At 70.1% G+C, this 25,500-nt stretch carries 25 protein-coding genes; 7 read left to right on the forward strand and 18 right to left on the reverse strand.

The features are described from left to right. Positions 1-4: 4 nt before the first annotated feature. The 4 genes from ligA to ACFZDC_RS21400 all read right to left on the reverse strand — a co-directional run bounded on the left by ligA (position 5) and on the right by ACFZDC_RS21400 (position 4,589). A complete protein-coding gene (gene ligA / locus ACFZDC_RS21385; RefSeq protein WP_391325974.1) occupies positions 5-2,200 on the reverse strand; it encodes an NAD-dependent DNA ligase LigA in 2,196 nt (731 codons plus the stop codon). A 15-nt stretch (positions 2,201-2,215) separates the two neighbouring features. Then, a complete protein-coding gene (locus tag ACFZDC_RS21390; protein WP_391325976.1) occupies positions 2,216-3,223 on the reverse strand; it encodes a methionine synthase in 1,008 nt (335 codons plus the stop codon). 120 nt (positions 3,224-3,343) lie between these two features. Then, positions 3,344-4,042, reverse strand: a complete 699-nt coding sequence (locus ACFZDC_RS21395) for an SDR family oxidoreductase (RefSeq protein WP_391325978.1) — start codon at positions 4,040-4,042, stop codon at positions 3,344-3,346. 7 nt (positions 4,043-4,049) lie between these two features. Next, positions 4,050-4,589 (reverse strand): TIGR00730 family Rossman fold protein, encoded by a 540-nt coding sequence (locus ACFZDC_RS21400; RefSeq protein ID WP_391325980.1) that lies wholly within the window; start codon positions 4,587-4,589, stop codon positions 4,050-4,052. Positions 4,590-4,640: 51 nt separating this feature from the next. Between ACFZDC_RS21400 and ACFZDC_RS21405 the strand changes: the two genes are divergently transcribed. After that, the gene (locus ACFZDC_RS21405) at positions 4,641-4,964 is read left to right on the forward strand and encodes a DUF427 domain-containing protein (RefSeq protein ID WP_391325981.1); all 324 of its coding nucleotides are present in this window, start codon (positions 4,641-4,643) and stop codon (positions 4,962-4,964) included. A 37-nt stretch (positions 4,965-5,001) separates the two neighbouring features. Continuing rightward, positions 5,002-5,784 carry an alpha/beta fold hydrolase gene (locus ACFZDC_RS21410; protein ID WP_391325983.1) on the forward strand — a complete coding sequence of 261 codons (783 nt, stop codon included), beginning with the start codon at positions 5,002-5,004 and terminating at the stop codon, positions 5,782-5,784. 3 nt (positions 5,785-5,787) lie between these two features. Here ACFZDC_RS21410 and mnmA read toward each other — a convergent pair whose 3' ends face one another. After that, positions 5,788-6,918 carry a tRNA 2-thiouridine(34) synthase MnmA gene (gene mnmA / locus ACFZDC_RS21415; RefSeq protein ID WP_391325985.1) on the reverse strand — a complete coding sequence of 377 codons (1,131 nt, stop codon included), beginning with the start codon at positions 6,916-6,918 and terminating at the stop codon, positions 5,788-5,790. Between the two features lie 60 nt (positions 6,919-6,978). Between mnmA and ACFZDC_RS21420 the strand changes: the two genes are divergently transcribed. After that, a complete protein-coding gene (locus ACFZDC_RS21420; RefSeq protein WP_391325987.1) occupies positions 6,979-7,644 on the forward strand; it encodes an N-acetylmuramoyl-L-alanine amidase in 666 nt (221 codons plus the stop codon). Positions 7,645-7,695: 51 nt separating this feature from the next. Here ACFZDC_RS21420 and ACFZDC_RS21425 read toward each other — a convergent pair whose 3' ends face one another. The 3 genes from ACFZDC_RS21425 to ACFZDC_RS21435 form a co-directional block, all read right to left on the reverse strand. Further along, entirely contained in the window at positions 7,696-8,865 is a 1,170-nt protein-coding gene (locus tag ACFZDC_RS21425) for an aminotransferase class V-fold PLP-dependent enzyme (RefSeq protein WP_391325989.1), read from the reverse strand. A 547-nt stretch (positions 8,866-9,412) separates the two neighbouring features. After that, entirely contained in the window at positions 9,413-9,688 is a 276-nt protein-coding gene (locus ACFZDC_RS21430; RefSeq protein WP_391325991.1) for a DUF4190 domain-containing protein, read from the reverse strand. A gap of 32 nt (positions 9,689-9,720) precedes the next feature. Continuing rightward, complete coding sequence (locus tag ACFZDC_RS21435; protein WP_391325993.1) at positions 9,721-9,888, reverse strand: hypothetical protein; 168 nt, start codon at positions 9,886-9,888, stop codon at positions 9,721-9,723. Positions 9,889-10,033: 145 nt separating this feature from the next. On the opposite strand from ACFZDC_RS21435, the gene ACFZDC_RS21440 reads away from it, so the two are divergent. Beyond that, on the forward strand, positions 10,034-10,660 hold the full coding sequence (locus tag ACFZDC_RS21440) for a TetR family transcriptional regulator (RefSeq protein ID WP_391325995.1): 627 nt from the start codon (positions 10,034-10,036) through the stop codon (positions 10,658-10,660). A 170-nt stretch (positions 10,661-10,830) separates the two neighbouring features. Here ACFZDC_RS21440 and ACFZDC_RS21445 read toward each other — a convergent pair whose 3' ends face one another. Next, a complete protein-coding gene (locus tag ACFZDC_RS21445; protein ID WP_391325997.1) occupies positions 10,831-11,811 on the reverse strand; it encodes a WYL domain-containing protein in 981 nt (326 codons plus the stop codon). A gap of 100 nt (positions 11,812-11,911) precedes the next feature. Between ACFZDC_RS21445 and ACFZDC_RS21450 the strand changes: the two genes are divergently transcribed. Further along, a complete protein-coding gene (locus ACFZDC_RS21450; RefSeq protein ID WP_391325999.1) occupies positions 11,912-12,511 on the forward strand; it encodes a TIGR03086 family metal-binding protein in 600 nt (199 codons plus the stop codon). Here ACFZDC_RS21450 and ACFZDC_RS21455 read toward each other — a convergent pair. Continuing rightward, positions 12,498-13,358 (reverse strand): acyl-CoA thioesterase domain-containing protein, encoded by an 861-nt coding sequence (locus tag ACFZDC_RS21455; protein ID WP_391326001.1) that lies wholly within the window; start codon positions 13,356-13,358, stop codon positions 12,498-12,500. The two genes, ACFZDC_RS21450 and ACFZDC_RS21455, sit on opposite strands and share 14 nt — an antisense overlap. A gap of 174 nt (positions 13,359-13,532) precedes the next feature. Between ACFZDC_RS21455 and ACFZDC_RS21460 the strand changes: the two genes are divergently transcribed. Then, positions 13,533-14,792 (forward strand): alpha/beta hydrolase-fold protein, encoded by a 1,260-nt coding sequence (locus ACFZDC_RS21460; protein ID WP_391326003.1) that lies wholly within the window; start codon positions 13,533-13,535, stop codon positions 14,790-14,792. Here the strand turns inward: ACFZDC_RS21460 and ACFZDC_RS21465 are convergent. The 7 genes from ACFZDC_RS21465 to ACFZDC_RS21495 all read right to left on the reverse strand — a co-directional run bounded on the left by ACFZDC_RS21465 (position 14,680) and on the right by ACFZDC_RS21495 (position 23,300). After that, positions 14,680-15,378: a TRIC cation channel family protein gene (locus ACFZDC_RS21465; RefSeq protein ID WP_391326005.1), complete on the reverse strand. Its 699-nt coding sequence runs from the start codon at positions 15,376-15,378 to the stop codon at positions 14,680-14,682. The two genes, ACFZDC_RS21460 and ACFZDC_RS21465, sit on opposite strands and share 113 nt — an antisense overlap. A 29-nt stretch (positions 15,379-15,407) precedes the next feature. Further along, positions 15,408-16,799, reverse strand: a complete 1,392-nt coding sequence (locus ACFZDC_RS21470) for a M1 family aminopeptidase (protein ID WP_391326007.1) — start codon at positions 16,797-16,799, stop codon at positions 15,408-15,410. A 99-nt stretch (positions 16,800-16,898) separates the two neighbouring features. Continuing rightward, the gene (locus tag ACFZDC_RS21475; protein WP_391326010.1) at positions 16,899-18,200 is read right to left on the reverse strand and encodes a dipeptide ABC transporter ATP-binding protein; all 1,302 of its coding nucleotides are present in this window, start codon (positions 18,198-18,200) and stop codon (positions 16,899-16,901) included. Between the two features lie 23 nt (positions 18,201-18,223). After that, positions 18,224-19,321: an oligopeptide/dipeptide ABC transporter ATP-binding protein gene (locus tag ACFZDC_RS21480; RefSeq protein ID WP_391326012.1), complete on the reverse strand. Its 1,098-nt coding sequence runs from the start codon at positions 19,319-19,321 to the stop codon at positions 18,224-18,226. Next, positions 19,321-20,316, reverse strand: coding sequence for an ABC transporter permease subunit (locus ACFZDC_RS21485; RefSeq protein ID WP_391326014.1), 996 nt, complete (start codon positions 20,314-20,316; stop codon positions 19,321-19,323). The genes ACFZDC_RS21480 and ACFZDC_RS21485 overlap by 1 nt, the downstream gene beginning before the upstream one ends. Before the next feature lie 110 nt (positions 20,317-20,426). After that, positions 20,427-22,223 carry an ABC transporter substrate-binding protein gene (locus ACFZDC_RS21490; RefSeq protein ID WP_391326016.1) on the reverse strand — a complete coding sequence of 599 codons (1,797 nt, stop codon included), beginning with the start codon at positions 22,221-22,223 and terminating at the stop codon, positions 20,427-20,429. A 69-nt stretch (positions 22,224-22,292) separates the two neighbouring features. Next, entirely contained in the window at positions 22,293-23,300 is a 1,008-nt protein-coding gene (locus ACFZDC_RS21495) for an ABC transporter permease subunit (RefSeq protein ID WP_391326018.1), read from the reverse strand. 595 nt (positions 23,301-23,895) lie between these two features. Between ACFZDC_RS21495 and ACFZDC_RS21500 the strand changes: the two genes are divergently transcribed. Continuing rightward, a complete protein-coding gene (locus ACFZDC_RS21500; RefSeq protein ID WP_391326019.1) occupies positions 23,896-24,459 on the forward strand; it encodes a hypothetical protein in 564 nt (187 codons plus the stop codon). A gap of 84 nt (positions 24,460-24,543) precedes the next feature. Here the strand turns inward: ACFZDC_RS21500 and ACFZDC_RS21505 are convergent, their stop codons facing one another. Further along, positions 24,544-25,305 (reverse strand): enhanced serine sensitivity protein SseB C-terminal domain-containing protein, encoded by a 762-nt coding sequence (locus tag ACFZDC_RS21505; RefSeq protein ID WP_391326098.1) that lies wholly within the window; start codon positions 25,303-25,305, stop codon positions 24,544-24,546. Positions 25,306-25,500 lie beyond the last annotated feature (195 nt).

The following is a 25,500-nucleotide window of genomic DNA, read 5'->3' on the forward strand; positions in this document are numbered from 1 at the left end:
ACCGCTACTCCCCGGTCGGAAGCGCGACTTCGGCCGCCGCGTCGGGCCCCTGCTCCAAAAGGACGCCGAAACCGTCCTCGTTCAGAACAGGAACCTTGAGCTGCATGGCCTTGTCGTACTTTGATCCCGGATTGTCACCCACAACAACGAACGAGGTCTTCTTCGAAACCGAACCGGTCACCTTCGCACCGCGGCTCTGCAGCGCCTCCTTGGCGCCGTCCCGGGTGAAGTGCTCCAGGGTGCCGGTGACGACGACGGTGAGCCCCTCCAGCGGGCGCGGCCCCTCGTCCTCTCCCGACGACTGGTCCTCCAGCGGGACTCCGGCGGCCTTCCACTTGCGGACGATCTCGCGGTGCCACTCCTCGGCGAACCACTCCTTGAGGGCGGCGGCGATGATGGGGCCGACGCCGTTCGTGGAGGCCAGCTCCTCCTCGGTGGCCTGTTCGATGCGGTCGATGGAACGGAACTCGCGCGCGAGGGCCTGCGCCGCGACCGGGCCGACGTGCCGAATGGAGAGCCCGTTCAGGAAGCGGGCCAGCGGACGGGACTTCGCCGCCTCGATGTTCTCCAGCAGCGCGAGCGTGTTCTTCTTCGGCTCGCCCTTCTGGTTGGCGAAGACCGTGACGACTTTCTCCTCGCCCGTCTTGGGGTCCCGCTTGGGCAGGCCGCTGTCCGGGTCGAGGACGTGGGCCTTGATGGGCAGCAGCTTCTCCACCGTCAGGTCGAACAGGTCGCCCTCGTCCACCAGCGGCGGATCGGCCGGCTCCAGCGGGCGGGTGAGCGCGGCGGCGGCCACCTGGCCGAAGTGCTCGATGTCCAGGCACTCGCGGCCCGCGAGGTAGGAGACGCGCTCGCGCAACTGGGCAGGGCAGGTACGCGCGTTGGGGCAGCGGAGGTCGATGTCGCCCTCCTTCATGGGCCGCAGCGGCGTCCCGCACTCGGGGCACTCGCTCGGCATCACGAACTCCCGCTCGCCGCCGTCGCGCAGGTCGACCACCGGGCCGAGGATCTCCGGGATGACGTCACCGGCCTTGCGGATCACCACGGTGTCGCCGATGAGGACGCCCTTCGCCTTGACGACCTCCTGGTTGTGCAGGGTGGCGAACTCGACCTCGCTGCCCGCGACGGTGACCGGCTCGACCTGGGCGTACGGGGTGACACGGCCGGTGCGGCCGACGCCCACTTTGATGTCGATGAGCTTGGTGTTGACCTCTTCCGGCGCGTACTTGTAGGCGATCGCCCAGCGCGGGGCGCGCGCGGTGGAGCCGAGGCGGCCCTGGAGGCGGATCTCGTCGAGCTTGACGACGACGCCGTCGATCTCGTGCTCCACGGAGTGGCGGTTCTCGCCGTAGTGGGCGATGAACGCGCGGACGCCGTCGAGGTCGTCGACCACCCGGTTGTGCCGGGAGGTGGGCAGGCCCCAGGTCTTCAGCAGGTCGTAGGCCTGGGAGAGGCGGTTCATGCCCGTGAAGCCCTCCAGGGCGCCGATGCCGTGGACGACCATGTGCAGCGGGCGGGTGGCGGTGACCCGCGGGTCCTTCTGGCGCAGTGAACCGGCGGCTGCGTTACGGGGGTTGGCGAAGGGCTTGTCACCGGCCGCGACCAGACGTTCGTTGAGCTCGAGGAACCTCTCCATCGGGAAGTAGACCTCGCCACGGATCTCCACCAGATCGGGGACGTCGTCGCCCTTGAGGCGGTCCGGGATCTCCGTGATCGTACGGACGTTCGGGGTGATGTCCTCTCCGGTGCGGCCGTCGCCCCGGGTCGCCGCGCGCGTGAGGCGGCCGTGTTCGTAGGTGAGGTTGACCGCGAGGCCGTCGACCTTCAGCTCGCACAGGAAGTGGTACTCCTGGTCGCCCAGTTCCCGGGCGATGCGGTCGGCCCAGGCGGCGAGCTCGTCGTCGTTGAAGGTGTTGTCGAGGGAGAGCATCCGCTGGCGGTGCTCGACCGCGGTGAACTCCGTCGCGTACGACCCCGCGACCTTCTGGGTGGGCGAGTCCGGAGTGCGCAGCTCCGGGTACTCCGCCTCCAACGCCTCCAGGGTCTTCAGGAGCTTGTCGAACTCCGCGTCGCTGATGACGGGAGCGTCCTTCACGTAGTACCGGAAGCGGTGCTCCTCGACCTGCTCCGCGAGCTGGGCGTGCTTCTCGCGGGCCTCGGCGGGCACCGCCGTCGTCTCCGCTTGCTTGTCGCCGGCCACCGTGTTGTCCTCCCGTTACTCTGGGTTGTCAGCGAGGGATCTCGCCGCCCGGACGCAGTGGGCGAGCACCTGGCGCGCGTAGGCGGGGGAAGCGCCCGCGAGACCGCACGCCGGAGTGACCGTGACCGCCTCCGCGAGCAGCCCGGGACGCAGCCCCAGCCTGCGCCACAGCGTCCTGACACCCATGACGCTACCGGCAGGGTCCGACAATGGGCCGTCCGTGCCCGGCACGACACCTGCGAACAGCCGGGTCCCGCCTTCCACGGCCTCACCGAGGGCGTCGTCGTCACGCTCGGTGAGGAGCGAGAAGTCGAAGGAGACGGCGGCCGCGCCCGCCCGGCGCAGCAGGGCGAACGGCACGTCGGGCGCGCAGGAGTGGACCACGACGGGTCCGCCGCCGTGCACCCCGATGACGTCCCGGAGCGTGCCCTCGACCACCTGCCGGTCCACGGCGCGGTGCGTGCGGTAGCCGCTGGCGGTCTTCACCTGCCCGCGGAGCACGGCGGTGAGCGAGGGCTCGTCGAGCTGCAGCACGAGCCGGGCGCCCGGGACGCGGCTGCGCACCTCGTCGAGGTGCCGGCGCAGGCCCTCGCCGAGCGAGGCGGCCAGGTCGCGGCAGGCGCCGGGATCCGACAGGGCGGACTCGCCGTTCCTCAGCTCCAGTGCGGCGGCCAGCGTCCACGGCCCGACCGCCTGCACCTTGAGGTCGCCCTCGTACCCCTGGGTGAACTCCTCCAGGGCGTCGAGGTCCTCTCCCAGCCAGGACCTGGCCCGCCTGGTGTCCCGGCCCGGCCGGTCGCCGATCCGCCAGCCGCTGGGCTCGACGCGCGCGTACAGCTCGACCAGCATCCCCGCGGTCCGGCCGATCATGTCGGCGCCCGGCCCCCGCGCGGGCAGCTCGGCCAGGAACGGAAAGTCCTCGAAGCTGCCGGTGACGGTCCTGGCGGCCTCCCGGGCGTCCCCACCGGGCATGGATCCGACGCCAGTGGCTCCCGCGAACCCGAACTCGCTGTTTTCACTCACCCCGGCAGGGTATGCCGTACCCCGCACCAGGGTGCTCCGCCCCCTGAACCCCCGGCCTCGCCCACCCGCGCGCGCCCCGGCTCGGCGGTACGGCAGGGCCGGCCCCACCGCACCGCCCGGTCACCGTCCCGGCCGCACCGTCAGGTCGTTGACCTCGGCGTCCCGCGGCAGATCCAGGGCCATGAGGATCGTCGTCGCCACCGACTCGGGGTCGAGCCACCGGCCCGGCTCGTACTCCTTGCCCTCCTGCTGGTGGACCTTGGCCTGCATGGGACTCGCGGTGCGGCCGGGGTAGACGGAGGTGACGCGGACGCCGTTGCCGTGCTCCTCCTGGCGCAGGGAGTCGGCCAGGGCCTTCAGGCCGTGCTTGGAGGCGGCGTAGGCGGACCAGCCGGCGTGGGCGTTGAGTCCGGCGCCGGAGTTGACGAAGATCACATGGCCGCGGGCGGTGCGGAGCTGTGCCAGGAAGTGGCGGGTCAGCTCGGCGGGGGCGATCAGGTTGACGTTGAGCTGGTGGCGCCAGGACTTGGGGGTCAGCTCGCCGACCTCGCCGAGGTCCACGACACCGGCGATGTGGAGGAGCGAGTCGACCCGGTCCGGCAGCGTCTGGTGGGAGAAGGCCCAGGAGAGCTTGTCGGGGTCGGCGAGGTCGCCCACCAGGGTGCGCGCCCCGGGGAACTCGGCGGCCAGCTCCTTCGCTCGGCCCGCGTCGCGCGCGTGCAGGACGAGTTCGTCCCCGCGCGCGTGCAGCCGGCGGGCGACGGCCGCGCCGATGCCGGAACCGGCTCCGGTGATCACATGAGTAGCCATGCCCGCCATGCTCGCATCACCGGGTGCCTCGCGACTCCTCCAGGTAGGCCAGTGCCGCGGCCGGGTCCTCGGCGAAGAACACCAGCTCGGACAGCGGGCGGGGCAGGAAGCCCTCCTCCTCCATGCGGCGGAACTGCTCCTCGAGGCCGTCGTAGAAGCCGGCCGTGTTCAGCAGCACCACCGGCTTGTCGGTCCGGCCGTGCTTCTTCAGCTCCAGGATCTCGGTGGCCTCGTCCAGCGTCCCGGTGCCGCCCACCATGATCACCACGGCATCGGCCTTGTCCAGGAGCAGTTTCTTACGTTCGGCGAGGTCGGCGGCGATGATCATCTCGTCCGCGCCGGGCCGCGCCTTGTTCGCCAGGAACTCCACGGAGACGCCCAGCAGCCTGCCACCCGCCTCGTGCACGCCGTCGGCGACGACCTTCATCAGTCCGACATTGGAGCCGCCCCACACCAGGGTGTGACCGCCCTTGCCGAGCAGTTCGGCGAACACGCGCGCGGGACGTGTGTAGCGCTCGTCGAGGTCGGCGGCGGAGAGGAAGACACAGATGTTCATGTCCCCCACCGTACGGGGGAAGAACTACGGGCCCGCGGACGCTGTCCCTGCATGACCCGAGGACACACGATCACCATCGAGAAGGGCGAGCGGCACGTGCGCGTGGTGCACGGCGGCCAGGTGCTCGCGGAGACCGACCGTCCCCTCGTGCTGCGCGAGACGGGCTGCCCGGTGCGGTACTACATCCCCGCCGAGGACGTCCGTCTCGAGCTGCTCACCCCCTCCGACACGCACACCGTCTGCCCCTTCAAGGGCACCGCGACCTACTGGTCGCTGCCGGACGCGCCCGACCTCGTGTGGGCCTATCCGGATCCGAAGCCGGACGTGGCGGAGATCAAGGACCACCTCTGCTTCTACGAGGTCGACGTGTCGTGACCGCTGAATTCCGTGCCGTACGGCAGTCTGCAACGGCATGGAGAAGAAGACGACTTCCCGTGACGGCACCTCCCTCGCGTACCAAGTGATCGGTCAGGGGCCGACGGTGATCCTGGTGAGCGGCGCGATGTCCACCGGCGGCACCATGGCGCCCCTGGCGCACCGGCTCGCGGACCGCTGCACCGCCGTCGTCCACGACCGGCGGGGCCGCGGCGAGAGCGGGGACACGGCGCCGTACGCGGTCGAGCGCGAGGTGGAGGACCTGGCGGCGCTGGTCGAAGCGGTGGGCGGTGAGGCGGCGCTGTTCGGCGTCTCTTCAGGTGGCGCGCTGGTGCTGGAGGCCGCGGCCAGCGGGCTGCCGGTCCGTCAGGTGGCCGTGTACGAGGTGCCGTTCGCCGACCATCTGGAGGGCGGCGCCGAGCGCGAGGCCGTGTACAAGGAGAACCTGAACAAGGCGCTCGGCGAGGGCCGGCGCGGGGACGCCGTGGAGCTGTTCCTGCGCCTGACGGGGCTCGGCGAGGAGATGATCCGGGGCGCCCGCCAGTCACCGATGTGGGCCGGCATGGAGGCCGTGGCACCGAGCCTGGCGTACGACGACGCGGTCATGGGCGACGGACTGCTGCCCCGGGAGCGGCTCGCCGCGATTCCCGTGCCCGTCCTGTCCCTCGTGGGCGGGGCGAGCCCGGAGTGGATGCGCGAGGCGGGCAGGTCGGTCGCCGAAGCGGTGCCCCAGGGCTCGTACCACGTCCTGGAGGGCCAGACCCACATGGTGGAACCGGCCGTCCTCGCCCCCGTGCTCGCGGACCGCTTCGCGGAGTAGGGCCTACACCGCCGCAGTCGTCGCGCGTGTCGTCGAGGCGATCGTCGCCGAGCCGACCACGCGCGTGCCGTCGTAGAGCACGATCGCCTGGCCCGGGGCGACGCCTCGGACCGGCTCGGTGAAGCGGACGCGCAGTTCGCCGTCGACCAGTTCCGCGGTGACCTCGGTCTCGCCGCCGTGGGCGCGGAGCTGGGCGGTGTAGATGCCGGGGCCGGTCGGGGCGGTGCCGCACCAGCGCGGCTTGATCGCCGTCAGCGCGGCGACGTCCAGGGCGGCGGCCGGGCCGACGGTCACCGTGTTGTTCACCGGGGAGATGTCGAGGACGTAGCGGGGCTTGCCGTCGGCGGCCGGGGTACCGATCCTGAGGCCCTTGCGCTGGCCGATGGTGAAACCGTACGCGCCCTCGTGCGTGCCCAGCTTGGCGCCGGACTCGTCGACGATGTCGCCCTCCGCCTTGCCGAGCCGCTGGGCCAGGAAGCCCTGGGTGTCGCCGTCGGCGATGAAGCAGATGTCGTGGGAGTCCGGCTTCTTGGCGACGGCGAGACCCCGGCGCTCGGCCTCCGCGCGGATCTCCTCCTTGGTGGTGACCGTGTCGCCGAGCGGGAACATCGCGTGGGCGAGCTGCCTCTCGTCCAGGACGCCGAGGACGTACGACTGGTCCTTGGCCATGTCGGAGGCGCGGTGCAGCTCGCGGGAGCCGTCCTCCCTGAGGATCACCTTCGCGTAGTGACCGGTGCAGACGGCGTCGAAACCGAGGGCCAGCGCCTTGTCCAGCAGCGCGGCGAACTTGATCTTCTCGTTGCAGCGCAGGCAGGGGTTGGGGGTGCGGCCGGCCTCGTACTCGGCGACGAAGTCCTCGACGACGTCCTCCCGGAAGCGGTCGGCGAGGTCCCAGACGTAGAACGGGATGCCGATGACGTCGGCGGCGCGGCGGGCGTCGCGCGAGTCCTCGATGGTGCAGCAGCCCCGCGCGCCCGTGCGGAAGGATTGAGGGTTCGCGGAGAGCGCGAGATGGACGCCGGTGACGTCGTGGCCGGCTTCCGCGGCGCGCGCGGCGGCGACGGCGGAGTCGACGCCGCCGGACATGGCGGCGAGGACACGGAGGGGACGGGGGCGCTGCGGGGTGTCAGTCATAGCCCTTCCAGGGTACGGGGACGCGGGAACCGGAGCCGCCGGATATCCGTTGACGATCACATGGGGGCGACGACAGGGGTGACAGCGGGGGACGGGGACCGGCGGCTGGGGCGGCGGGCCCTGCTCGTCGGCGGGCTCGCGGCCGCGGTGGGCACGGCCGCACTGGCCCGCGAGGAGCTGTCCCGTCTGTGGTGGCGGCTGCCCGGGGTGGACAAGCCGCGGGTGGCGGGGGCGGTCGACTTCCCGGGCGCGCGCTGGGTGGCGGCATCGCCGGCGAACTACCGGCGGGCGGACCGGCCGGACGACTATCCGGTCGACCGGGTGGTCATCCATGTCACGCAGGGCGGCTACGCGTCGGCGGTCAAGGTGTTCCAGGACCCGGTGCACGCCGCCGCGGCGCACTACCTCGTGCGCAGGGACGGGCGGATCACCCAGCTGGTACGCGAGCTGGACGTGGCCTTCCACGCGGGCAACCGCGGGTACAACGAGCGCAGTGTCGGCATAGAGCACGAGGGCTTCGTGGAGGACGCCTCCTCCTTCACGGACGCCATGTACGCGGCCTCGGCCCGGCTGACGGCGGCGATATGCCGGCGCTACGGCATGCCGGCCGACCGGGAGCATGTCATCGGGCATGTGGAGGTGCCGGGGACGGACCACACGGATCCGGGGCGGTTCTGGGACTGGGAGCGGTACCTACGACTGGCCCGCGCCGAGCGGACCTCCTAGGACCTGGCTGACCTGTCCCTTCGTCCGCCCGGGAAGTGTCCGGTCACAGCACTAGCTCAGGCCCGCCGCGCGGGCCCGCTCCACGGCCGGTCCGATGGCCCTGGCGACGGCCTCGACGTCCGCCTCGGTGGAGGTGTGGCCGAGGGAGAAGCGCAGGGTGCCGCGGGCCAGGTCCGGGTCGGTGCCGGTGGCGAGCAGGACGTGGCTGGGCTGGGCGACGCCCGCCGTGCAGGCGGAGCCGGTGGAGCACTCGATGCCCTGGGCGTCCAGCAGGAGCAGCAGGGAGTCGCCCTCGCAGCCGGGGAAGGTGAAGTGCGCGTTGGCCGGGAGACGGCCCTCGGGGGCCGGGTCACCCCCGAGGATCGCGTCCGGGACGGCCTTGCGGACGGCGTCGATCAGCTGGTCTCGCAGGGCGCCGATCTCGCGGGCGAACCACTCGCGCTGCTCGGCGGCGAGCCGGCCGGCCACCGCGAAGGAGGCGACGGCGGGGACGTCGAGGGTGCCGGAGCGGACGTGGCGTTCCTGGCCGCCGCCGTGCAGGACGGGTACGGGGGTGTACTCGCGGCCGAGGATCAGCGCGCCGATGCCGTACGGGCCGCCGATCTTGTGGCCGGAGACGGTCATCGCGGCGAGGCCGGAGGCGCCGAAGTCGACCGGGACCTGGCCGAAGGCCTGGACCGCGTCGGCGTGCAGCGGGATACCGAACTCTTCTGCTACGTCGGCGAGTTCATGGACCGGCAGGACCGTGCCGATCTCGTTGTTGGCCCACATCACGGTGGCCAGGGCGACGTCGTCGGGGTTGCGGAGGATGGCCTCGCGCAGCGCCTCGGGGTGGACGCGGCCGTAGGAGTCGACGGGGAGGTACTCGACGGTGGCGCCCTCGTGTTCACCGAGCCAGTGCACGGCGTCGAGCACGGCGTGGTGCTCGACGGGGCTGGCCAGGACGCGGGTGCGGGAGGGGGCGGCGTCGTGGCGGGACCAGTACAGGCCTTTCACCGCGAGGTTGTCGGCCTCGGTGCCGCCCGAGGTGAGGACGACCTCGCTGGGGCGGGCGCCCAGCGCCTCGGCAAGGGTTTCGCGGGACTCCTCGACCGTGCGGCGGGCCCGGCGGCCGGAGGCGTGCAGGGAGGACGCGTTGCCGGTGATGCTCAGCTGGGCGGTCAGCGCCTCTGCCGCCTCCGGGAGCATCGGGGTCGTGGCGGCGTGGTCGAGGTAAGCCATGGTGACGCCGATTCTACGGGGCGGGTCCCTGCGGTTGGCTCCGGCCGCTGGTGGGTGCCGGCGCCGGGAGCGGTTGCCCTGGACCTCGGGTGCGGCCTGCGTGGGCTGCCCTTGGCCTCGGTGGCGGCGCGCCCGGGACTTGGAGCGCGTCTCCCGTCGGCCGCCCCAAGCCTCGGTGTCGGCGCGCCGGACCTGCCGTACGCCTCCCGTCGGCCGCCTTGACCTTGGTGGGTGCGCGCCCGGCGCTGTCAGCCGTGCCCACCCGCTCCGCCCTGCGGAACGAGCGCCCACGGCGGTAGCGGAAGCGCATCGGCCGGACCACCCGCTCCGCCTGCGGAACGAGCGCCCACGGCGGTAAGGGAAGCCCATCGGTCGAACCACCTGCTCCGCCCTGCGGACGCCCGCGGCTGCGGTCGCGGAGCGGTGGTAGCGGGGTGGGCCGGCTGAGCCTCCGCGGGCGGTCGGCTGTGCCGCCGCGGTGCCAGTGCCGGGTCGGGGTGTGTCCGGTGCGGCTTCGCCCCGTCGTCCTCGGGGCGTCTGCCGTGCGTCACAGGCTCCAGGAGACCGTGTTGGACACTTCCATGGCGATCACCAGGACGGCCAGGTCGGCCACGCCCAGGGTCAGGCCGAGGTACGCGCGGCCGCGGCGGGCCGTGCCGCGCCAGAGGGCGGCGGCGGCCAGCACGATGGCGATCGGGCCGAGGAAGACATTGAGGACGAGCAGGCCGAGAAGGCCGAGGATGAAGGACGCGACGGCCATGCCGTCGGCGTCGCGCGGGCGCGTTTCGGTGGTGCGGCCCGTGGCCGGTGCGGTGAGTTGCATGGTGCTCAGCTCCTGGAAGTCGTTGCGGACGGTCAGTTGGCCGAGGTGCGGCGACGGCGGCCGTGACGCTCGCGGATCGCGAAGATGCCGAGCCAGATGGCGATGACGGCGGCCGCGACGGCGGTGACGGTCAGCGGTGCGTGGGCGACGGTGCCCAGCACGACGCCGAGCAGCATGAGTGCGGCGACGAGGAACAGCATGGGATCAGATCCCCCCTCCTGGATGCCTCGTGTTTGGCCTCTGTGAAGTTTGGGTGAACAGTTGTGGTAACACTTGTTCACTGACTTGGAGTCTAGCGTGTCACACGGCTTTCCAATTCCGGAGAACAGTTGTTAACTGGATGACATGAGTCACACCCTCGGCATCCGGCAGGCCCAGAAGCAGAAGACCCGGCAGGCGTTCCTCGACGCGGCGCTCGCACTGCTGGAGGAGCAGAGCCTGAGCAGCCTCGGTCTGCGCGAGGTCACCCGCGCCGTCGGCGTCGCTCCGACCGCCTTCTACCGGCACTTCCGCTCCACCGCCGACCTCGGTGTGGCCCTGGTCGACGAGGCGCTGGGCAGCCTTCATCCGATGGTGCGGACGACGGTGTCCACGGCGGGCGGCAGCGAGGAACGCATCACGCGCGCCGTCGAACTGATCGCCCGTCACGTTGACGCGTACCCCGCACATGTCCGTTTCATCGCGCGGGAGCGACATGGCGGAGTCCAGCCGGTGCGCGAGGCCATTCGGGCCCAACTGGCCCGGTTCGCCGAGGAGGTGAAGGCCGAGCTGGCCAAGGACCCGGAGGCCGAGGGCTGGAACGACGACGACCTGCTGATGCTCGCCCACCTCTATGTCGACCAGATGCTGATCACCGCCCCCCTGTTCCTGGAGGTGCTGGAGGCACCCGAGGGCGAGAGGGAGCGCGTCACCCAGCTCGCCACCCGGCAGATGCGGCTCATCAGCATCGGCCGCCGGCACTGGCTGGACTGACGCGCTCCCCACCGTCCCGGCGTTCCTTTTCGGTCAGCCCCGCTGAGCCTGTCCGCCCGGCCTGCCCCCGCCTGCCCCCGCCTGCCCCCGCCTGCCCCCGCCTGCCCCCGCCTGCCCCCGCCTGCCCCCGCCTGCCCCCGCAGCCAACGTACCGCCGCCCACTTGCCGTTTCACCCGTCGGAGTGGCTCGTCTGCCGGTACAAGGCCGTGACGGAACGGACCGCTCTCACCAGCTCGGCGCGCGCCTCCGGCGGGTCGAGGATCTCCACCTGGTCGGAGAACGCGAGCAGTTGGCGTACCGCGCGCAGCACCGGGTAGGACAGCCGGGCGGTGACCCAGTCGCCTTCCCCGTCCTCGTCGGGAAGTCCGGTCAGCTGCGCGGCGGCCATGCGCCGGAACATGTCGAGACGCTCGCGCCGCACCCGTACCGTGACGTCTATCCCGTCCTCGGGCCGCTCCTCCACCTGGCGGCGCAGCACCTCCCAGACGTCGGCGAGTTCGACACCGGGCCGGCGCCGCACGGGATCGTCGAGCAGCCGTGCCGAGCGCACCCGGTCGGCGCGGAACAGCCGCGGTGCGCCGCGCCGGTCGGCGACCAGGTACCAGACGCCGGCCTTGGCGACCAGCCCGTACGGGTCCACGGTGTACGTCCGCGGCTCCCGCTCCCCGCTGTGCCGGTAGCGCAGTTTCAGCCGCCGGTCGGTGAACACCGCGTCCTGGAGCACCTCCAGGTCCACGGCCTGTTGCGGGCCGCTCTTCCAGCGGGTGGCGTCGACCAGGATGCGGCGGCTGGTGACCTCGGCGGCGGGCCGGTGCGGCGCGGGCAGGGCCGCCATCACCTTGCGCAGGGCCGAGCCGAGCGCCGCGTCAAGACCGAGCGCGGCATGGGCACCTTGGGCGGCCAGGATGAACAGGGCGCGGGACTCGTCCGCGGTCAGGCCGGTGACGTCCGTGCGGAATCCGGCGAGGAGTTCGATGCCGCCGTGCCGGCCGCGCTCGGTGTACACGGGCACACCGGAGGCGGACAGCGCCTCGATGTCCCGGTAGATGGTGCGGACCGACACCTCGAGCCGGTCGGCGAGTTCATGCGCGGGGACGCGGCCCCGGGTCTGCAGGAGGAGCAGGATCGACAGCAGCCGGTCGGACTTCACGCCCCCAGAATCCCGCCGCGCAGGACTGCGCGCAAATGTTGACGGATTCTGTCAGGTTATCGGCGCATCCTCTGCGTACCGACCGAGGGAGAGGCACACCATGACCACCACCGGCTACACCGACCCGCGTCCCGTCTACACCCGCGCCACCGAGCAGGCGGCCGCGCTCATCAAGACGGTGCGCCCCGAGCAGCTCGACGGCCCGACGCCCTGCACCGAGTTCGACGTACGGACCCTGCTGAGCCACATCGTCGGCGGCACCCGGCGGATCGCCGTGGTCGGCGAGGGCGGCGACGGACTGGCGATGCACCCGTTCGCCGAGGGCGTCGGGGACGACGGCTGGGCGGCGGCCTACGACGAGGTGCGTGCCCGTGTTCTGAAGGCCTGGGAGGCCGACGAGCGGATGACGGCCCCGGTGCGGGTGCCCTGGGGCGAGGTGCCGGGACACGCGGCGCTGTCCGGGTACGTCATGGAGATCGTGACGCACACCTGGGACCTCGCCGAGGCCATCGGCCACCCGTACGAACTCGACCCGGAGCTCGGTGAGTTCGCCCTCGCCACCGCCCGCCGGGTGCTGCCGGACTCCCGCCCCCGCGACGAGGAGACGCCCTTCGACGCCCGCCGTGAGGCCGCCGAGGGGGCCGGTGTCTACGAGCGGTTGGCGGCCTGGATGGGCCGCGCGCCGCTCAGCCGAGCCTGACCCGGGCGAGCTGCCGGGACTGGGCGACCAGGCGGCCCTCGCTGTCCCAGACCTCGGCGTCCTCCTCCAGGTAGCCGCCGGCCAGGTTGCGCGTGGTGATCGACACGCGCAGCGGGCCGGGTGCGGGGCGGTGGCGTACGTGGACGGTGAGTTCGACCGTGGGCACCCAGCCCTTGAGGCCGATCTCGAAGGCGGTGGGCGGCAGCGCGTCCACCGCGAGCAGCAGCGAGAGCGGGTCGGCGTCACGGCCGTCGGCCAGCCCGAACCAGGCCCGCATCTCGCCCTTGCCGGAGGGCGCGCCCAGCGCCCAGCCGAGGGTGGCGGGGTCCAGCTTGAGCATGAGCCGGTCGGCGATGGCCGAGCTGCCCGGCACCGGGGCGGGTGCGTCGTCCGGGCCGAGGCACTGCTCCAGCGGCGGGATCGCGGGCGGGGCCGCCGTCGTACGGACGTCGTCGGGAAGGGCGGAGAGGTCGCCGTAGGAGGCGAGGACGCGGATGCGCTCGACCTCGTTGCCCTCGTCGTCGTACTGGAAGAGCGAGGCCTGGCCGGTGGAGAGGGTGCGACCGGTGCGGACCGTCTGGGTGCGGACCACCGCCGGACCCGGCTGCGAGGCCGTCAGGTAGTGCGCCGAGACGGTGAAGGGGTCCGGGTGCGGGAGGGTGTCCGCGAGGGCCCGGCCGAGGACGGCCAGCAGGTAGCCGCCGTTGACGGCGTTGATGATGGTCCAGCCGGCGGAGAGGTCGATGTCGTAGACCCCGGGCTCGCGCCGGGTGACCGCGGTGTCGCGGTCGAACTCGCTGTCGCCGATCACGGCACGCCCGGCGGGTGCGGTAGCTGCTTCTGCCATGGATGAACGGTACAACAGGAAATTACTAAGCGGTAGCTTTTGCTGACGGCCGGAGGACCGAGAGCCGTCCGTCCCGTCGGCGAGATCACGCCTGCGGGTGAGAACCCGGCAATTTCTAGGTAAGTGCCCGGACACGTCCACAACCCCGGACGCGGGATTCGCCTCTATGGGGACATGAGCCTCACCGGGACTCCGTTCCTCTGCACGACGATCGTGCTGTCCGTCGTCGCCCTCATACTGCCGCTCGCGCTCTGGTCGCGGATGCGCGGGCCCCAGCCCCTGCGCGTCGCCGCCCGGGTGCTGATGCTGCTGTTCACCCAGGGCACGGCCGTCACGCTGGTCTTCGTGCTGGTGAACAACCAGAACAACCTGTACGACAACTGGGCCGACCTGCTCGGCACCGGCAACCACGTCCAGGAGGCCGCCAACCTCGGCCGGGACGGCACCGGCGGTATAGCGCTGAAACGGTTGCCCAAGGTCAGGCAGGCCTTCAGGGCGGCCGACGGGCCCGGTATGCGCGCGGCCGGCGGAGTGCGCGTCACCCAGCTCAAGGGCCGGGTCTCGGGAGTGAACGCCGAGGTCTACGTCTGGCTGCCGCCCCAGTACGGCGAGCCGGCCTACCGCAACAAGAAGTTCCCGGTGGTGGAAATGCTCCCCGGCTATCCGGGCTCGGCGAAGGCCTGGTTCGGGTCGCTGAAGGCCCACGAGCAGCTGCTGCCGCTGATGAGGAGCGGCCAGGTGGCGCCCTTCATCCTGGTCGCCCCGCGCACCAACCTGCTGGCGGGCGTGGACACCGGCTGCGCCAACATCCCGGGGCAGGTCAACGCCGACAGCTGGCTCAGTATCGACGTGCCGAAGATGGTCACGGACAACTTCCGGGCCCAGCCGGCGCCGCAGGGCTGGGCGGTGGCCGGGTACTCGGCGGGCGCGCACTGCGCGGTCAAGCTCGCCGTGGCGCACCCGGACCGCTACCGGGCCGCGGTGAGCATGTCCGGCTACAACGACCCGATCGGCGAGCGCAACTCGCTGGCCTCGCAGAACCCCGCGCTGCGCGCCGAGAACAACCCGTACCTGCTTCTGAAGAAGACGGCTGTGCCGCCCCGCATCGCGCTGTACGTCTCCGGCGAGTCCGGTGACGGCTACCAGGCGGGCGTGGCGCTGGAGTCCATCGCCAGGGCGCCGACGACCGTGCACGTGGTGTTCCTGCCGCGCAGCGCCGGCGGCCACACCATGGCGCTGTGGCGGCCTCAGGTGCCGACGGTGTTCCGCTGGCTGACCCTGCAGATGGGCCAGAACCGCGCCAGGGGTGAGGACGGGTCTCTCACCGGGAACGCTGCCGGGTCTCCTCCTCGCTCACCGTCGAGCGCCGGTTCCACGCGCGCGGCGCTCGCCAGTGGAACCTCATCGCCAGCAGACGCAGGGCGAAGGCGGTGACGACCGCGAGCCCGCTGGTGAGCGGGGTCAGGACGTCGTAGTGGATGCACAGGACCACCATCGTGGCGCCGACGATCGCCGGGACCGCGTACAGATCGCGGTCCCAGCGCAGCAGCGAGGGCACCTCGTTGGCGAGCACGTCCCGGAGCACGCCACCGCCGACCGCCGTGGCCAGCCCCAGGGTCGCGGACGCGGTCAGGTTGAGGCCGTAGCTGTAGGCCTTCGTCGTACCGCTCACGGCGAACAGGCCGAGGCCGGCCGCGTCGAAGACCAGGACCGCCGCCTGGATCCGCTCGACGTGCGGATGCAGGAAGAAGACCACGATCGTCGCGAGCAGGGGGGTGAGGAAGTACCCGAGGTCCGTGAAGGCGGCCGGGGGTACGGCCCCGATGACCACGTCGCGGAACAGTCCTCCGCCCAGCGCGGTGACCTCGGCGAGCACGGCGATGCCGAACACGTCGAAGTTCTTCCGGACGGCGAGCAGCGCGCCGGAGATCGCGAACACGAAGATGCCGATGACATCGAGCGTGTGCTGGACGGAGGGACTGAAGAGTTGTTGCAGCTGCACCCTGCCATTCTCACCCATCAGGGGACGTGAACCTTACAAAGCCAGGCTCACAGGGTGGGCCTCCCTGTTGTGAAGAGCCAGGTGTCGAAGAGGTCGTCCAGCTGCCGGCCGCTGATCCGCTCGGCGAGGCGGATGAAGTCGGCCGTGTCCGCGTTGCCGTAGCGGTGGAGCCGGGTCCAGGCGGGCAGCAGTTCGAAAAACGCCCGGTCGCCGATCCGCTCCCTCAGCGCCTGGAGCGTCATCGCGCCGCGCTGGTAGACGGCGGAGGCGAACATCGTGTCGCGCCGCGGGTCGGCCACCTCGATCTGCCAGAAGGAGGAGTCGGCGGGGCGGGCGTCGTAGGCGGCGAGGAAGGAGTCGTGGGCCGAACGGGTGCCCTGGTGTTCCGCCCACAGCCACTGGGCGTAGGTGGCGAAGCCCTCGTTGAGCCAGACGTCCTTCCAGCGGGCCACGCTCACCGAGTCGCCGAACCACTGGTGGGCCAGCTCGTGCACGATGGTCGTCTCGCTGCGCACGGCCGAGTAGGCGGGCTTGCTCTGCACCTCCAGGGAGAACCCCGCCTCGGGCATGTCGTCGACGATGGCGCCGGTCTCCTCGAAGGGGTACGGGCCGAAGACCTGCGACCAGTAGTCGGTGGCGGCGGCGGTGACGGCGTACACGTCGACGTCGTTGCTGTTCTTCAGCACGGGGTCGATGGCGACGTAGATCGGGATGCCGCCCGGGGTGCGGCCGGTGCGCACGTCGAACCTCCCGACGGTGGCGGTCGCGAGATACGTGGCCATCGGCCGGCTCTCCCGCCAGTGCGTGTACGTCGAGCCGCCCCTGTCGTACGTCGACACGAGCCGGCCGTTGGAGACGCCGGTCAGGCCCCTGGGCGCCCTGATCCGGATGTCGTAGGTGGCCTTGTCGGCGGGGTGGTCGCTGGAGGGGAACCAGGTGGAGGCGGCGTTGGGCTCGCAGGCGACGAAGACGCCGTCACCGGTCTTCATCCAGCCGTACTTGGAGCCGAAGACGATGGGGCCGCCGAGGGGTTCGGGTATGCCGCCGTAGGTGACGGTGACGGTGAAGTCGCGCCCCTTGGGCAGGGTGCCGCGCGGGGTGACGGTGACCTCGTCGCCGTCGCGGGTGAACGCGGCGCGTCTGCCGTTGACCTCGACCTTCGTGATCTCCAGGCGCTGCAGGTCGAGGTCGAAGGAGGAGAGGTTCTGGGTGGCGCGCGCGGTGAGGGTCGTACGGCCGTCCAGGCGGCCGGTGTCCGGGGCGTAGGCGATGTCCAGGGCGTAGTGGCGGGCGTCGAAGCCGCCGTTGCCGAGCCGGGGGAAGTAGCGGTCGCCGATGCCGGGTGCGCCTGCGGTGGGGGCGGGGCAGGCGGCGACTGCCAGGAAGGAGGCCGCCGCGGTGGCGACAGCCCCTAAGCGTGCCGAACGGGAGAGTGCCATGGTCGTCCCTTTCGAGCGTGTACCGATCAGTGGTCGGACACGGACGACTCTGCACTCTCCCGCTCGGGCATGTACATGACTTTGCCCAGTTGTCATGTGCTACTTGTCGGTTGACTCCTGGGACTGGTCCGCGGACGCCTCGTCGGAAGCATCCTCGGCGGCGCTCTCCTCGGCAGCCGCCTTCACGGGAGCATCCTCGGTGGCCTCCGCGGCCGGCTCCTCCGCAGACGACTCCTCCGCAGACGACTCCTCCGCGGCCGACTCCTCCAGCACCGAGTCCGGCACCAGCTCCGACGCCTCCTTCGCCGCCGAGAGCAGGACCGTGTCCTGGGGCGCCTGGTCGGCGAAGTTCTCCGGGTGGTGGCAGGCGACCCGCTGACCGGGCTTCAGCTCCACGAGCAGCGGCTCGGTCGTCTTGCAGATCTCCGTCGCCTTCCAGCAACGGGTGTGGAAGCGGCAGCCGCTCGGCGGGGAGATCGGCGAGGGCACGTCGCCCTTGAGCAGGATGCGCTCGCTCTTCGCGCTCTTGCGCTTCGGGTCCGGGATCGGAACGGCCGACATCAGCGCCCTGGTGTACGGGTGCATGGGCGCCTTGTACAGCGAGTCCCGGTCGGCCAGCTCCACGATCTTGCCGAGGTACATCACCGCGATCCGGTCCGAGACGTGCCGGACGACCGAGAGGTCGTGCGCGATGATCACGTAGGTCAGGCCGAGCTCCTGCTGGAGGTCGTCGAGCAGGTTGACGACCTGCGCCTGGATCGACACGTCCAGCGCGGACACCGGCTCGTCCGCGACGACGAGCTTCGGGTTGAGCGCGAGCGCGCGGGCGATGCCGATGCGCTGGCGCTGACCGCCGGAGAACTCGTGCGGGTACCGGTTGTAGTGCTCGGGGTTGAGACCCACGACCGACAGCAGCCGCTGCACTTCCTTCTTGATGCCGCCCTCGGGCTCGACTCCCTGGAGCTTGAAGGGAGCGCCGACGATCGTGCCGATGGTGTGGCGCGGGTTCAGCGACGAGTACGGGTCCTGGAAGATCATCTGCACATCCCGGCGCAGCGGGCGCATCCCGCCGACGCCGAGGTGCGTGATGTCCTTGCCCTCGAACTCGATCTTCCCCGCGGTCGGTTCGAGCAGCCGGGTGATCAGCCGGCCCATCGTCGACTTGCCGCAGCCCGACTCGCCCACGACGCCGAGCGTCTCACCGGCCTTGACCTCGAAATCGATGCCGTCGACCGCGTGCACCGCGCCGACCTGCCGCTGGAGCAACCCCTTCTTGATGGGGAAGTGCTTCTTCAGGCCGGTCACCTTCAGCAGGGTCTCGCCGGGAGCGGCGTGCTCGGTGAGGGTAACCGCACCGGAGGCCTCGGCCTCGGTGCCGTCGCTCTGTGCAGGGATGCTCACTGCTTTGTCTTCCGCGTTCTCACTCACAGCTTCGGCGCAATCTCTTCGGTCCAGATACGCTCCCGCTGCTCCCGCGTCATGTGGCAGGCGGCCCAGTGCTGGCTGCCGACCTCGGTCAGCTCGGGGCGCACCGTGCGGGTGACGTTGTCCTTCGGAACGTCGGCGTACGGGCAGCGCGGATTGAAGGCACAGCCCGACGGGACGTTGATCAGGGAGGGCGGGGAGCCCTTGACCGGAATCAGGCGCTCCTGCTGCTCGCGGTCCAGGCGCGGCATCGAGCCGAGCAGGCCCCAGGTGTAGGGGTGCCGGGGCTCGTAGAACACCTTCTCGGCCGGGCCCCGCTCGACGCAGCGGCCGCCGTACATCACCAGGATGTCGTCGGCCAGCTCGGCGACGACGCCGAGGTCGTGGGTGATGACGATGACCGCGGAGCCGAACTCCTTCTGCAGATCACGGATCAGGTCGAGGATCTGCGCCTGGACGGTCACGTCCAGAGCGGTCGTCGGCTCGTCCGCGATGAGCAGTTCGGGGTTGTTGACCAGCGACATCGCGATCATCGCGCGCTGACGCATACCGCCGGAGAACTCGTGCGGGTAGTTGTCCACCCGCTTGTCCGGCTGCGGGATGCCCACGCGGTCCAGCATCTCGACCGCCCGGCGGCGGGCGGTCTTCTTGTCGACGTCGTGGTGGATCCGGTACGCCTCCACGATCTGCTGGCCGATCGTGTAGTAGGGGTGCAGCGCGGACAGCGGGTCCTGGAAGATCATCGCCATCCGGCGGCCGCGCAGCTTGCGCACGTGGTCCGGGTCGGCGGACAGCAGTTCGGTGCCGTCCAGCCAGATCTCGCCGGAGATCTGGGCCTTGCGCTTGCCGTACTGGCCGGCGGTGTGCAGGCCCATGATGCCGAGCGAGGTCACCGACTTGCCGGAGCCCGACTCGCCCACGATGCCGAGGGTCTTGCCCTTCTCCAGCTTGAAGCTGAGGCCGTCGACGGACTTGACCAGGCCGTCGTCGGTCGGGAAGTGCACCTTCAGGTCGCGCACTTCCAGGAAGGAGGTCGGGGTGGCCGAGGCGGAGGTGGGCTCGCCCACGGCAGCTCCCGTCTTGCTGAGTTCGGTCATCAGAGCCTCACTCGGGGGTCGATCACGGCGTACAGGATGTCCACCACGAGGTTGGCGATCAGCACCGCGAGAGAAGTGATCAGGGTGACGCCCAGGATGATGGGCAGGTCCTGGTTCTTGATGGCGTCGAGCACGGCGCGGCCGAGACCGGGCAGGTTGAACGTCGACTCCGTCAGGATGGCGCCGCCGATCAGGGCACCGAGGTCCATGCCGAGCATGGTCAGGATGGGCGTCATCGTGGAGCGCATGGCGTGTTTGCCGATGACGACCTGCTCCTTGAGGCCCTTCGCGCGTGCCGTGCGGATGTAGTCCTCGCCGAGGATCTCCAGCATGGTGGCGCGGGTGATCCGGGCGTACATCGCCGCGTAGAGGAACGCGAGGGTGATCCAGGGGAGGATCATGCCACCGAGATAGCCGGTGAAGCTGTCGCTGAGCGGCACGTACTTCGCGTCGATCCACTTCAGGCCGAAGGCGAAGACCGCCAGGGAGAGCATGCCGGTGAAGTAGATGGGGAGGGAGACACCCGACAGCGCGACGACCATCGCGCCGCGGTCCCAGAGGCTGCCCCGCTTGAGCGCGGAGAGCACACCCGCCGAGACACCAACGACCAGCCACAGCACGGCGGCGCCGAGCGCGAGACCCAGGGTCACCGGGAAGCGGTCGGTCAGCACCGGCCAGACGGCCTGCTCGCTGCGGAAGGAGTAGCCGAAGCACGGCGCGGCGCAGTGGGTGACGTCACCGCCGGCCGCATAGGTGCGGCCCGCGAAGATGCCCTTGAAGAAATCCCAGACCTGAACGTAGATCGGGTCGCCGAGCCCCAGCTTCACACGCACCGCTTCGACGGCGGCCGGGTCGGCCTGCTTGCCCACGAAGCTCGTGGCGATGTCCACGCCCGCCCACTTGGGGACGAGGAAGAAGATGCCGAAGACCACCATGATGATGACCACGAGCATCACTGCGGCGGCGAAAAGCCGCCTGATGAGGTAAGCGAGCACAGCTTACGGCCCGCCGCGGACCGCGGGCCACCAGAGGTCTTCCGGTGGCCCGCGGTCACGCCGCGCCGGCCTTCACCTGCCTTTCGTGCCGTACGGCGGGTGTGCCGGATTTACTTCGCGGACTTCAGACCGAGGTTGACGAAGTCGTACGTACCGCTGTAGCCGTCGGTGGTGTACACGTTCGCCAGGTTGTCGCCGCGCCAGTTGATGAACTTCTCGAAGACGAAGGGCAGGTAGTACGCGCCCTCCATGACCTTGTGGTTGATCTCCGTGGCGACCTTGGTCTTACCGCTGTCGCTCAGGGTGTTGACGTAGTCGTCGAACAGACCGTCGATCTTCTTGTCCTTGATCAACGCGTAGTTGTTGTTACCGCTCTGCGCGATGTACTTGCTGTCCCACAGCGGCAGACCGAAGCCCTGGACGGACGGGAAGTCCGGGCCCCAGCCCATGATGATGATGCCGTAGCCCTTCTTCTTCACGTTCGAGGGGCTGCCGATGATGCCGGTGGTCTGCGAACCGTCGTACTGGTCGATCTGCGCGGTGATGCCGATCTTCTTCAGCGACGCCTGCAGGGACTGGGCCGTGGCCACCTCGACCGGCTTGTTGTTACGGACGGCGATGGTGGTGGAGAAGCCCTTCGGCTTGCCGCAGGCCTTCAGCGCTTCCTTGGCCTTGGCGGCGTTGCCGCTCTTGTTGGCGCCGGAGAGCTCGTACGGGTCGTACTTCTGGCCCTCGGCACCCGGGACGGACGGCGGGAGCATGTTGGTGCCGATGTCGCCACCGGCGACCGGGCCACCACGGGCGGTCTGCAGCGACACGTGGTCCGCGCCGAGGATGACGGCCTTGCGGCACTCGATGTTGTCGAACGGCTTCACGCTCTGCGGGAAGACCGCGTAGCGGATGTAGCCGGAGACCGGGTTGTCCAGATTGGCCTTGTGCTCCTTCAGGGCGGTGGTGCGGCCCTGCGGCGACATGCCGGTCTGGTTGATGTCCAGGTCCAGGTCACCGTTGAGCAGGCGCTGGTCCAGCTGGTTGGCGTCCGAGAAGAACTGGACGGTGATCTTGTCCGGGTACGCCTTGCGGATCGGGTCCGAGGCCTGCTTCCACTGGTCGTTGCGGACCAGGGTCAGGTCCTTGCCAGGGCTGTAGGACTCGAACTTGTACGGGCCCGAGGAGAACGGGTGCAGGGCGTACTTGGACTTGGTGTCCTTGTCCTGGCGGACCGGGGACGCCGAGATCAGGGCCAGCATCTCCTGGAAGTCCGAGTTGGCCTTCGGCAGGTGGAAGACGATGGTCTTGTCGTTCGGCGTGTCGATCGCCTTCAGACCCAGCTTGTCCTTGGAGGTGTCCTTGTAGGGACCCTTGTACGCGCCCTTGGGGTCGAGGACGTCCTTCAGGTACGTCGGGCCACCGGACAGCACGTCCTGCGCCCAGACGCGCTCGATGCCGTACTTGATGTCCTTCGAGGTGATCGGCTTGCCGTCTTCCCAGGTGACGCCGTCACGCAGGGTGTACGTGTAGGTCTTGCCGTCGTTGGTGACCTTGGCGAGCCCGGTGGCGAGGTCCGGGGTCAGCTCGGCGCCGGCCTTGCCGGGCTCGGGCTTGTTCGTGACGAGCTGGCGGCTGTAGTAGCGCGCGAAGTTCCACATGAAGCCGTAGTAACCGCGCGTGGTGTCCCACGAGTCGGCGTCCTGGGCTCCACCGAACCGCAGCGTGCCGCCCTTCTTGGCGAGGGAGGCCTGGGCGACCTTGTTGTTGGCCGCGTCGAAGCCGGCCGCGCCGGTCTTCGAGCCCTTGTCGCCGTCGCTGTCGCCGCCGCCGCACGCCGCCGTGGTGAGCAGCGCAGCCACCGCGGCAGCAGCGGCCAGGGCCTGCTTCCGCCGCCCTGAGGTGCGTTGGGTAGTCACGATCTCGGATCCTCCGGATTCGATGAGAGACCCCGTGTTGGTGCCACGGGACACTTGAGGTACGCCAGTTCAGCGAGAACCCTTCGGGTCCAGCGCGTCCCGCACGCCGTCGCCGAAGAGGTTGAAGGCAAGAACCGTGATGAAGATCGCCACGCCGGGGACCACCATGTACATGGGGTCCGACTCGTAGTAGTCGATCGCGCTCGAAAGCATCTGCCCCCAGGAGGCCGTGGGCGGCTTGACGCCCACGCCCAGGAAGCTGAGTGCCGCTTCAGTGAGGATATTGGTGGGGATCATCATCGTCGTGTACACGATGATCGGCGCAACGAGGTTGGGCAGCAGTTCCTTGAACAGGATGTAGAAGCGCCCGGCGCCCAGTGATCGGGCGGCCTCGACGTACTCGCGCTCACGCAGAGAGAGGGTCTGCCCGCGCACCACGCGTCCGATGTAGGGCCAGCCGAAGAAGCCGATGACCACGATCATCACGAGCACACGCACGTTGGATCCGGTCAGGCCGAGCAGGGAGTTCGGAATGACGGAGACCAGGGCGATGGTGAACAGCAGCTGCGGGAAGGCGAGCAGACCGTCCATGACGCGGCTGATGCTCGAGTCCACCCAGCCGCCGAAGAAGCCCGCAAGGATGCCCAGGACGGTACCCAGGACCACCGCGACCACGGCGGACAGGAAGCCGACCAGGAGGGAGATCTGGGCGCCGTAGAGGATGCGCGCGAAGATGTCGCGGCCGTTGACCGGCTCGACGCCCAGCAGGTGGTCGCCGCTGATGCCGCCCAGCGAGCCCTTGGGGGTGCCGAACAGCGGGTCGATCAGGCTCTCGTGGTAGGCGTCCGGATCCTGCCCGACCAGGCTGATGATCACCGGCGCGAGCACGGCGACCAGAATGAGGACGAGCACGACGATGCCGCCCGTGAGGGCGAGCTTGTCCCGCTTCAGGCGCTCCCAGGCGATCCGGCCGAGCGAACGACCCTGGACAGCCTCCGCTCCGGCGGCGGCAAGCGCCGCTTCCTCGGCCGCGCTCGGGGGCGCTTCCGCGGTCGGCTCGTGCAATGGTGCCGTCATTAGGCAGGGACCCCTCTCAACCGGCGGTAGCCGGCCTGCACTTGCCGCTGGTAGCGGCATCAATCAGTCCGTCGTACGCAGGGGCCGCAGGCCCCTTGAAGGGGGATTCGCACCCCTTGAAGGGGGAGTCTTCAACGCCTGCGCGATCAGCCGCCAGCCTTGGCGGTGAATGGATGCGCAACCGTGATGCAAGCTGCGGTTTCACGTTATGCGGACGGCGAGTTACGGGGATCGAACTCCGACAATTGCCGACCATTCACCGCAAACCATCCCATCCACACCCTTCGGCGTCGTCACCCCCCCCGTGACGGTCATCACACGGATCAGCCGCTGTGCGGCCCTTGTGTCGCTGTGGGCACTTTTTTCCGTCGGCACAGGGTGGGCAATAGGGACATCGAGTCAGGTCCAACTACGCCAGGCTAAAAAACAGTTGAGGATTCCTTGAGCATGACAACCGGCTCGTTGCTGATTTCTCTTGTAGCCACCCCGCCGCCCGAGTAACTTCCTTTCTCGCCTGGGCGATCGGCAAGCAGGAAGTGAGTCGAATACCCCCGACCACAACAGACCAAACAACAGAAGAAGACGGGGAACAAACATGACGCTTATCGGATTGACCGGCCGAGCGGTGGCCACCACGGCCCTCCTGGTCGGCGCTTCCCTCTCGGTGCCGGCCGCGGCCTCCGCCTCCGACATGCACCCGAACAACTGCGGCACGGGGCACTTCTACGACATCGACCCCGTGGGCGGCCGGTACTACCAGACGTCGGGCGACACCGTGGGCAAGTACAACGCCAGCCCGTCGGCCTCGGTACTCAAGTACACCCTCAGCGTCACCCAGTCGCGGACTTCCGGCTGGACCTTCGGCGGCGGCCTGACCGTGAAGTTCGCCCTGGCTGAAATCAAGGGGGACGGCGGGTACAACGTATCCAAGTCGAACACCACGGGAATTTCGGTGGAGGACGACGTCAATGTGCCCGGAAAGCACTACGGCTACGCAACACCCAAGGTGGAATTCCAGAAGTTCCACATCGAAAAGGCTCACTACGGTCCGCATTGCTCGACCGTCGTCGACAAGGACTACGGCGTGTTCCACGCCATCACCGCGAAGCTCGTCTACGCCGAGTGCGTCTCGAAGCACCCGTGCACGCCGAAGCCGTGACCTGGTGACCGCCGCCGAGTGACACGACTGTGTCCGCCTCTCGATCGAGCGGCGGACACAGTGCTTTCAGAAGCCGCCGTGCTTTCAGAAGCCGCCGTGAACCGGCGGATAGCCGTACCCGGCGGCCGGGGCCTGGGGCTGGGGCGCGGCCACGTGGGCCTCGCGGTCGTAGAAGGGGCGTGCGTTGGCCCGCATCCACATCACGACCGGGTCGTAGTCATCGGTCATCGCGACCGTGGACACCGGCAGCCCCTCCGGTACCGCGCCGACGGACTGCTGCATCATCGCGCGCACCGAGTCGACCGCGGCCGGCGAGGTGTCGTACACGTCCAGGCCGATGGCGAGGTACGGCGCCCCGAGCGCGGGCTGCACCCAGGCGCGGCGCAGCGAGCGCAGGGCGGGGGTGCGGTGGGCGTTCTGCGTGAGCAGGGCGTAGAACGCGGAGACCTCGACGCCGGGTTCCGACAGGCGCAGGGGGCCGGCGGGCTGGCGGTCCAGGCCGGTGGCGATACGGCGCAGGTCCGGCCAGGGGATGCCGACACCGCCGCCCGGGGCGTGCGGGTTGAGCCAGAGGCCGTAGTGGTCGGGGTAGAGGGTGCGGGCGACGTCCAGCCCGTCGACCACTTCGTAGGAGCGGTTCCAGCCGCTCGCCGAGAGTTCCTGCGCGGAGGTCACACAGGGGGCGTAGCCGAAGCCCTCGACCTCCATGTTTCCGTACTGGGCGTCGGGGGAGCCGGCCTGGCCGTGCCACAGGAGCATCCAGATCTGGCCGGAGGAGGGGGTGGCGAGGGCGCGCAGCAGTGCCTCGTAGGCGTCGTAGCGCCCGGGGGTGACCTGGCGCAGCATGTGCTCGACGCTGCCGCTGTGGCTCGCGCTCACCTGTCGTACCGGCCCTTCTGGGAGTTGCCCCGCGTTTGGAAACAGCTTAAGCGCCGAGTGGCTCGGGTCCTCGTGTCAGTGCGCGGGTGCGGGTGCGTCGTGGCCTGTCGCTCAGCTCCCCGCGCCCCTGGGTCGGCTGCCCCGCAGCGGCTTCCCGTCGTG

This window comes from Streptomyces sp. NPDC007905, from assembly GCF_042959345.1.
In the GTDB taxonomy this organism is placed as follows: Bacteria; Actinomycetota; Actinomycetes; order Streptomycetales; family Streptomycetaceae; genus Streptomyces.

Coding starts and splice junctions, on each gene's coding strand:
- ACFZDC_RS21435 (WP_391325993.1), bottom strand. CDS start 9,888: ATGCTGTTCCTCGTCGCCGCACTCATGCTGCTCGGCGTCGTGCTGGGC.
- ACFZDC_RS21450 (WP_391325999.1), top strand. CDS start 11,912: ATGACCACCACCGGCTACACCGACCCGCGTCCCGTCTACACCCGCGCC.
- ACFZDC_RS21395 (WP_391325978.1), bottom strand. CDS start 4,042: ATGGCGGGCATGGCTACTCATGTGATCACCGGAGCCGGTTCCGGCATC.
- ACFZDC_RS21455 (WP_391326001.1), bottom strand. CDS start 13,358: ATGGCAGAAGCAGCTACCGCACCCGCCGGGCGTGCCGTGATCGGCGAC.
- ACFZDC_RS21465 (WP_391326005.1), bottom strand. CDS start 15,378: ATGGGTGAGAATGGCAGGGTGCAGCTGCAACAACTCTTCAGTCCCTCC.
- ACFZDC_RS21425 (WP_391325989.1), bottom strand. CDS start 8,865: ATGGCTTACCTCGACCACGCCGCCACGACCCCGATGCTCCCGGAGGCG.
- ACFZDC_RS21470 (WP_391326007.1), bottom strand. CDS start 16,799: ATGGCACTCTCCCGTTCGGCACGCTTAGGGGCTGTCGCCACCGCGGCG.
- ACFZDC_RS21460 (WP_391326003.1), top strand. CDS start 13,533: ATGAGCCTCACCGGGACTCCGTTCCTCTGCACGACGATCGTGCTGTCC.
- ACFZDC_RS21430 (WP_391325991.1), bottom strand. CDS start 9,688: ATGCAACTCACCGCACCGGCCACGGGCCGCACCACCGAAACGCGCCCG.
- ACFZDC_RS21440 (WP_391325995.1), top strand. CDS start 10,034: ATGAGTCACACCCTCGGCATCCGGCAGGCCCAGAAGCAGAAGACCCGG.
- ACFZDC_RS21420 (WP_391325987.1), top strand. CDS start 6,979: ATGGGGGCGACGACAGGGGTGACAGCGGGGGACGGGGACCGGCGGCTG.
- ACFZDC_RS21495 (WP_391326018.1), bottom strand. CDS start 23,300: ATGACGGCACCATTGCACGAGCCGACCGCGGAAGCGCCCCCGAGCGCG.
- mnmA (WP_391325985.1), bottom strand. CDS start 6,918: ATGACTGACACCCCGCAGCGCCCCCGTCCCCTCCGTGTCCTCGCCGCC.
- ACFZDC_RS21500 (WP_391326019.1), top strand. CDS start 23,896: ATGACGCTTATCGGATTGACCGGCCGAGCGGTGGCCACCACGGCCCTC.
- ACFZDC_RS21410 (WP_391325983.1), top strand. CDS start 5,002: ATGGAGAAGAAGACGACTTCCCGTGACGGCACCTCCCTCGCGTACCAA.
- ACFZDC_RS21405 (WP_391325981.1), top strand. CDS start 4,641: ATGACCCGAGGACACACGATCACCATCGAGAAGGGCGAGCGGCACGTG.
- ACFZDC_RS21505 (WP_391326098.1), bottom strand. CDS start 25,305: ATGCTGCGCCAGGTCACCCCCGGGCGCTACGACGCCTACGAGGCACTG.
- ACFZDC_RS21400 (WP_391325980.1), bottom strand. CDS start 4,589: ATGAACATCTGTGTCTTCCTCTCCGCCGCCGACCTCGACGAGCGCTAC.
- ACFZDC_RS21480 (WP_391326012.1), bottom strand. CDS start 19,321: ATGACCGAACTCAGCAAGACGGGAGCTGCCGTGGGCGAGCCCACCTCC.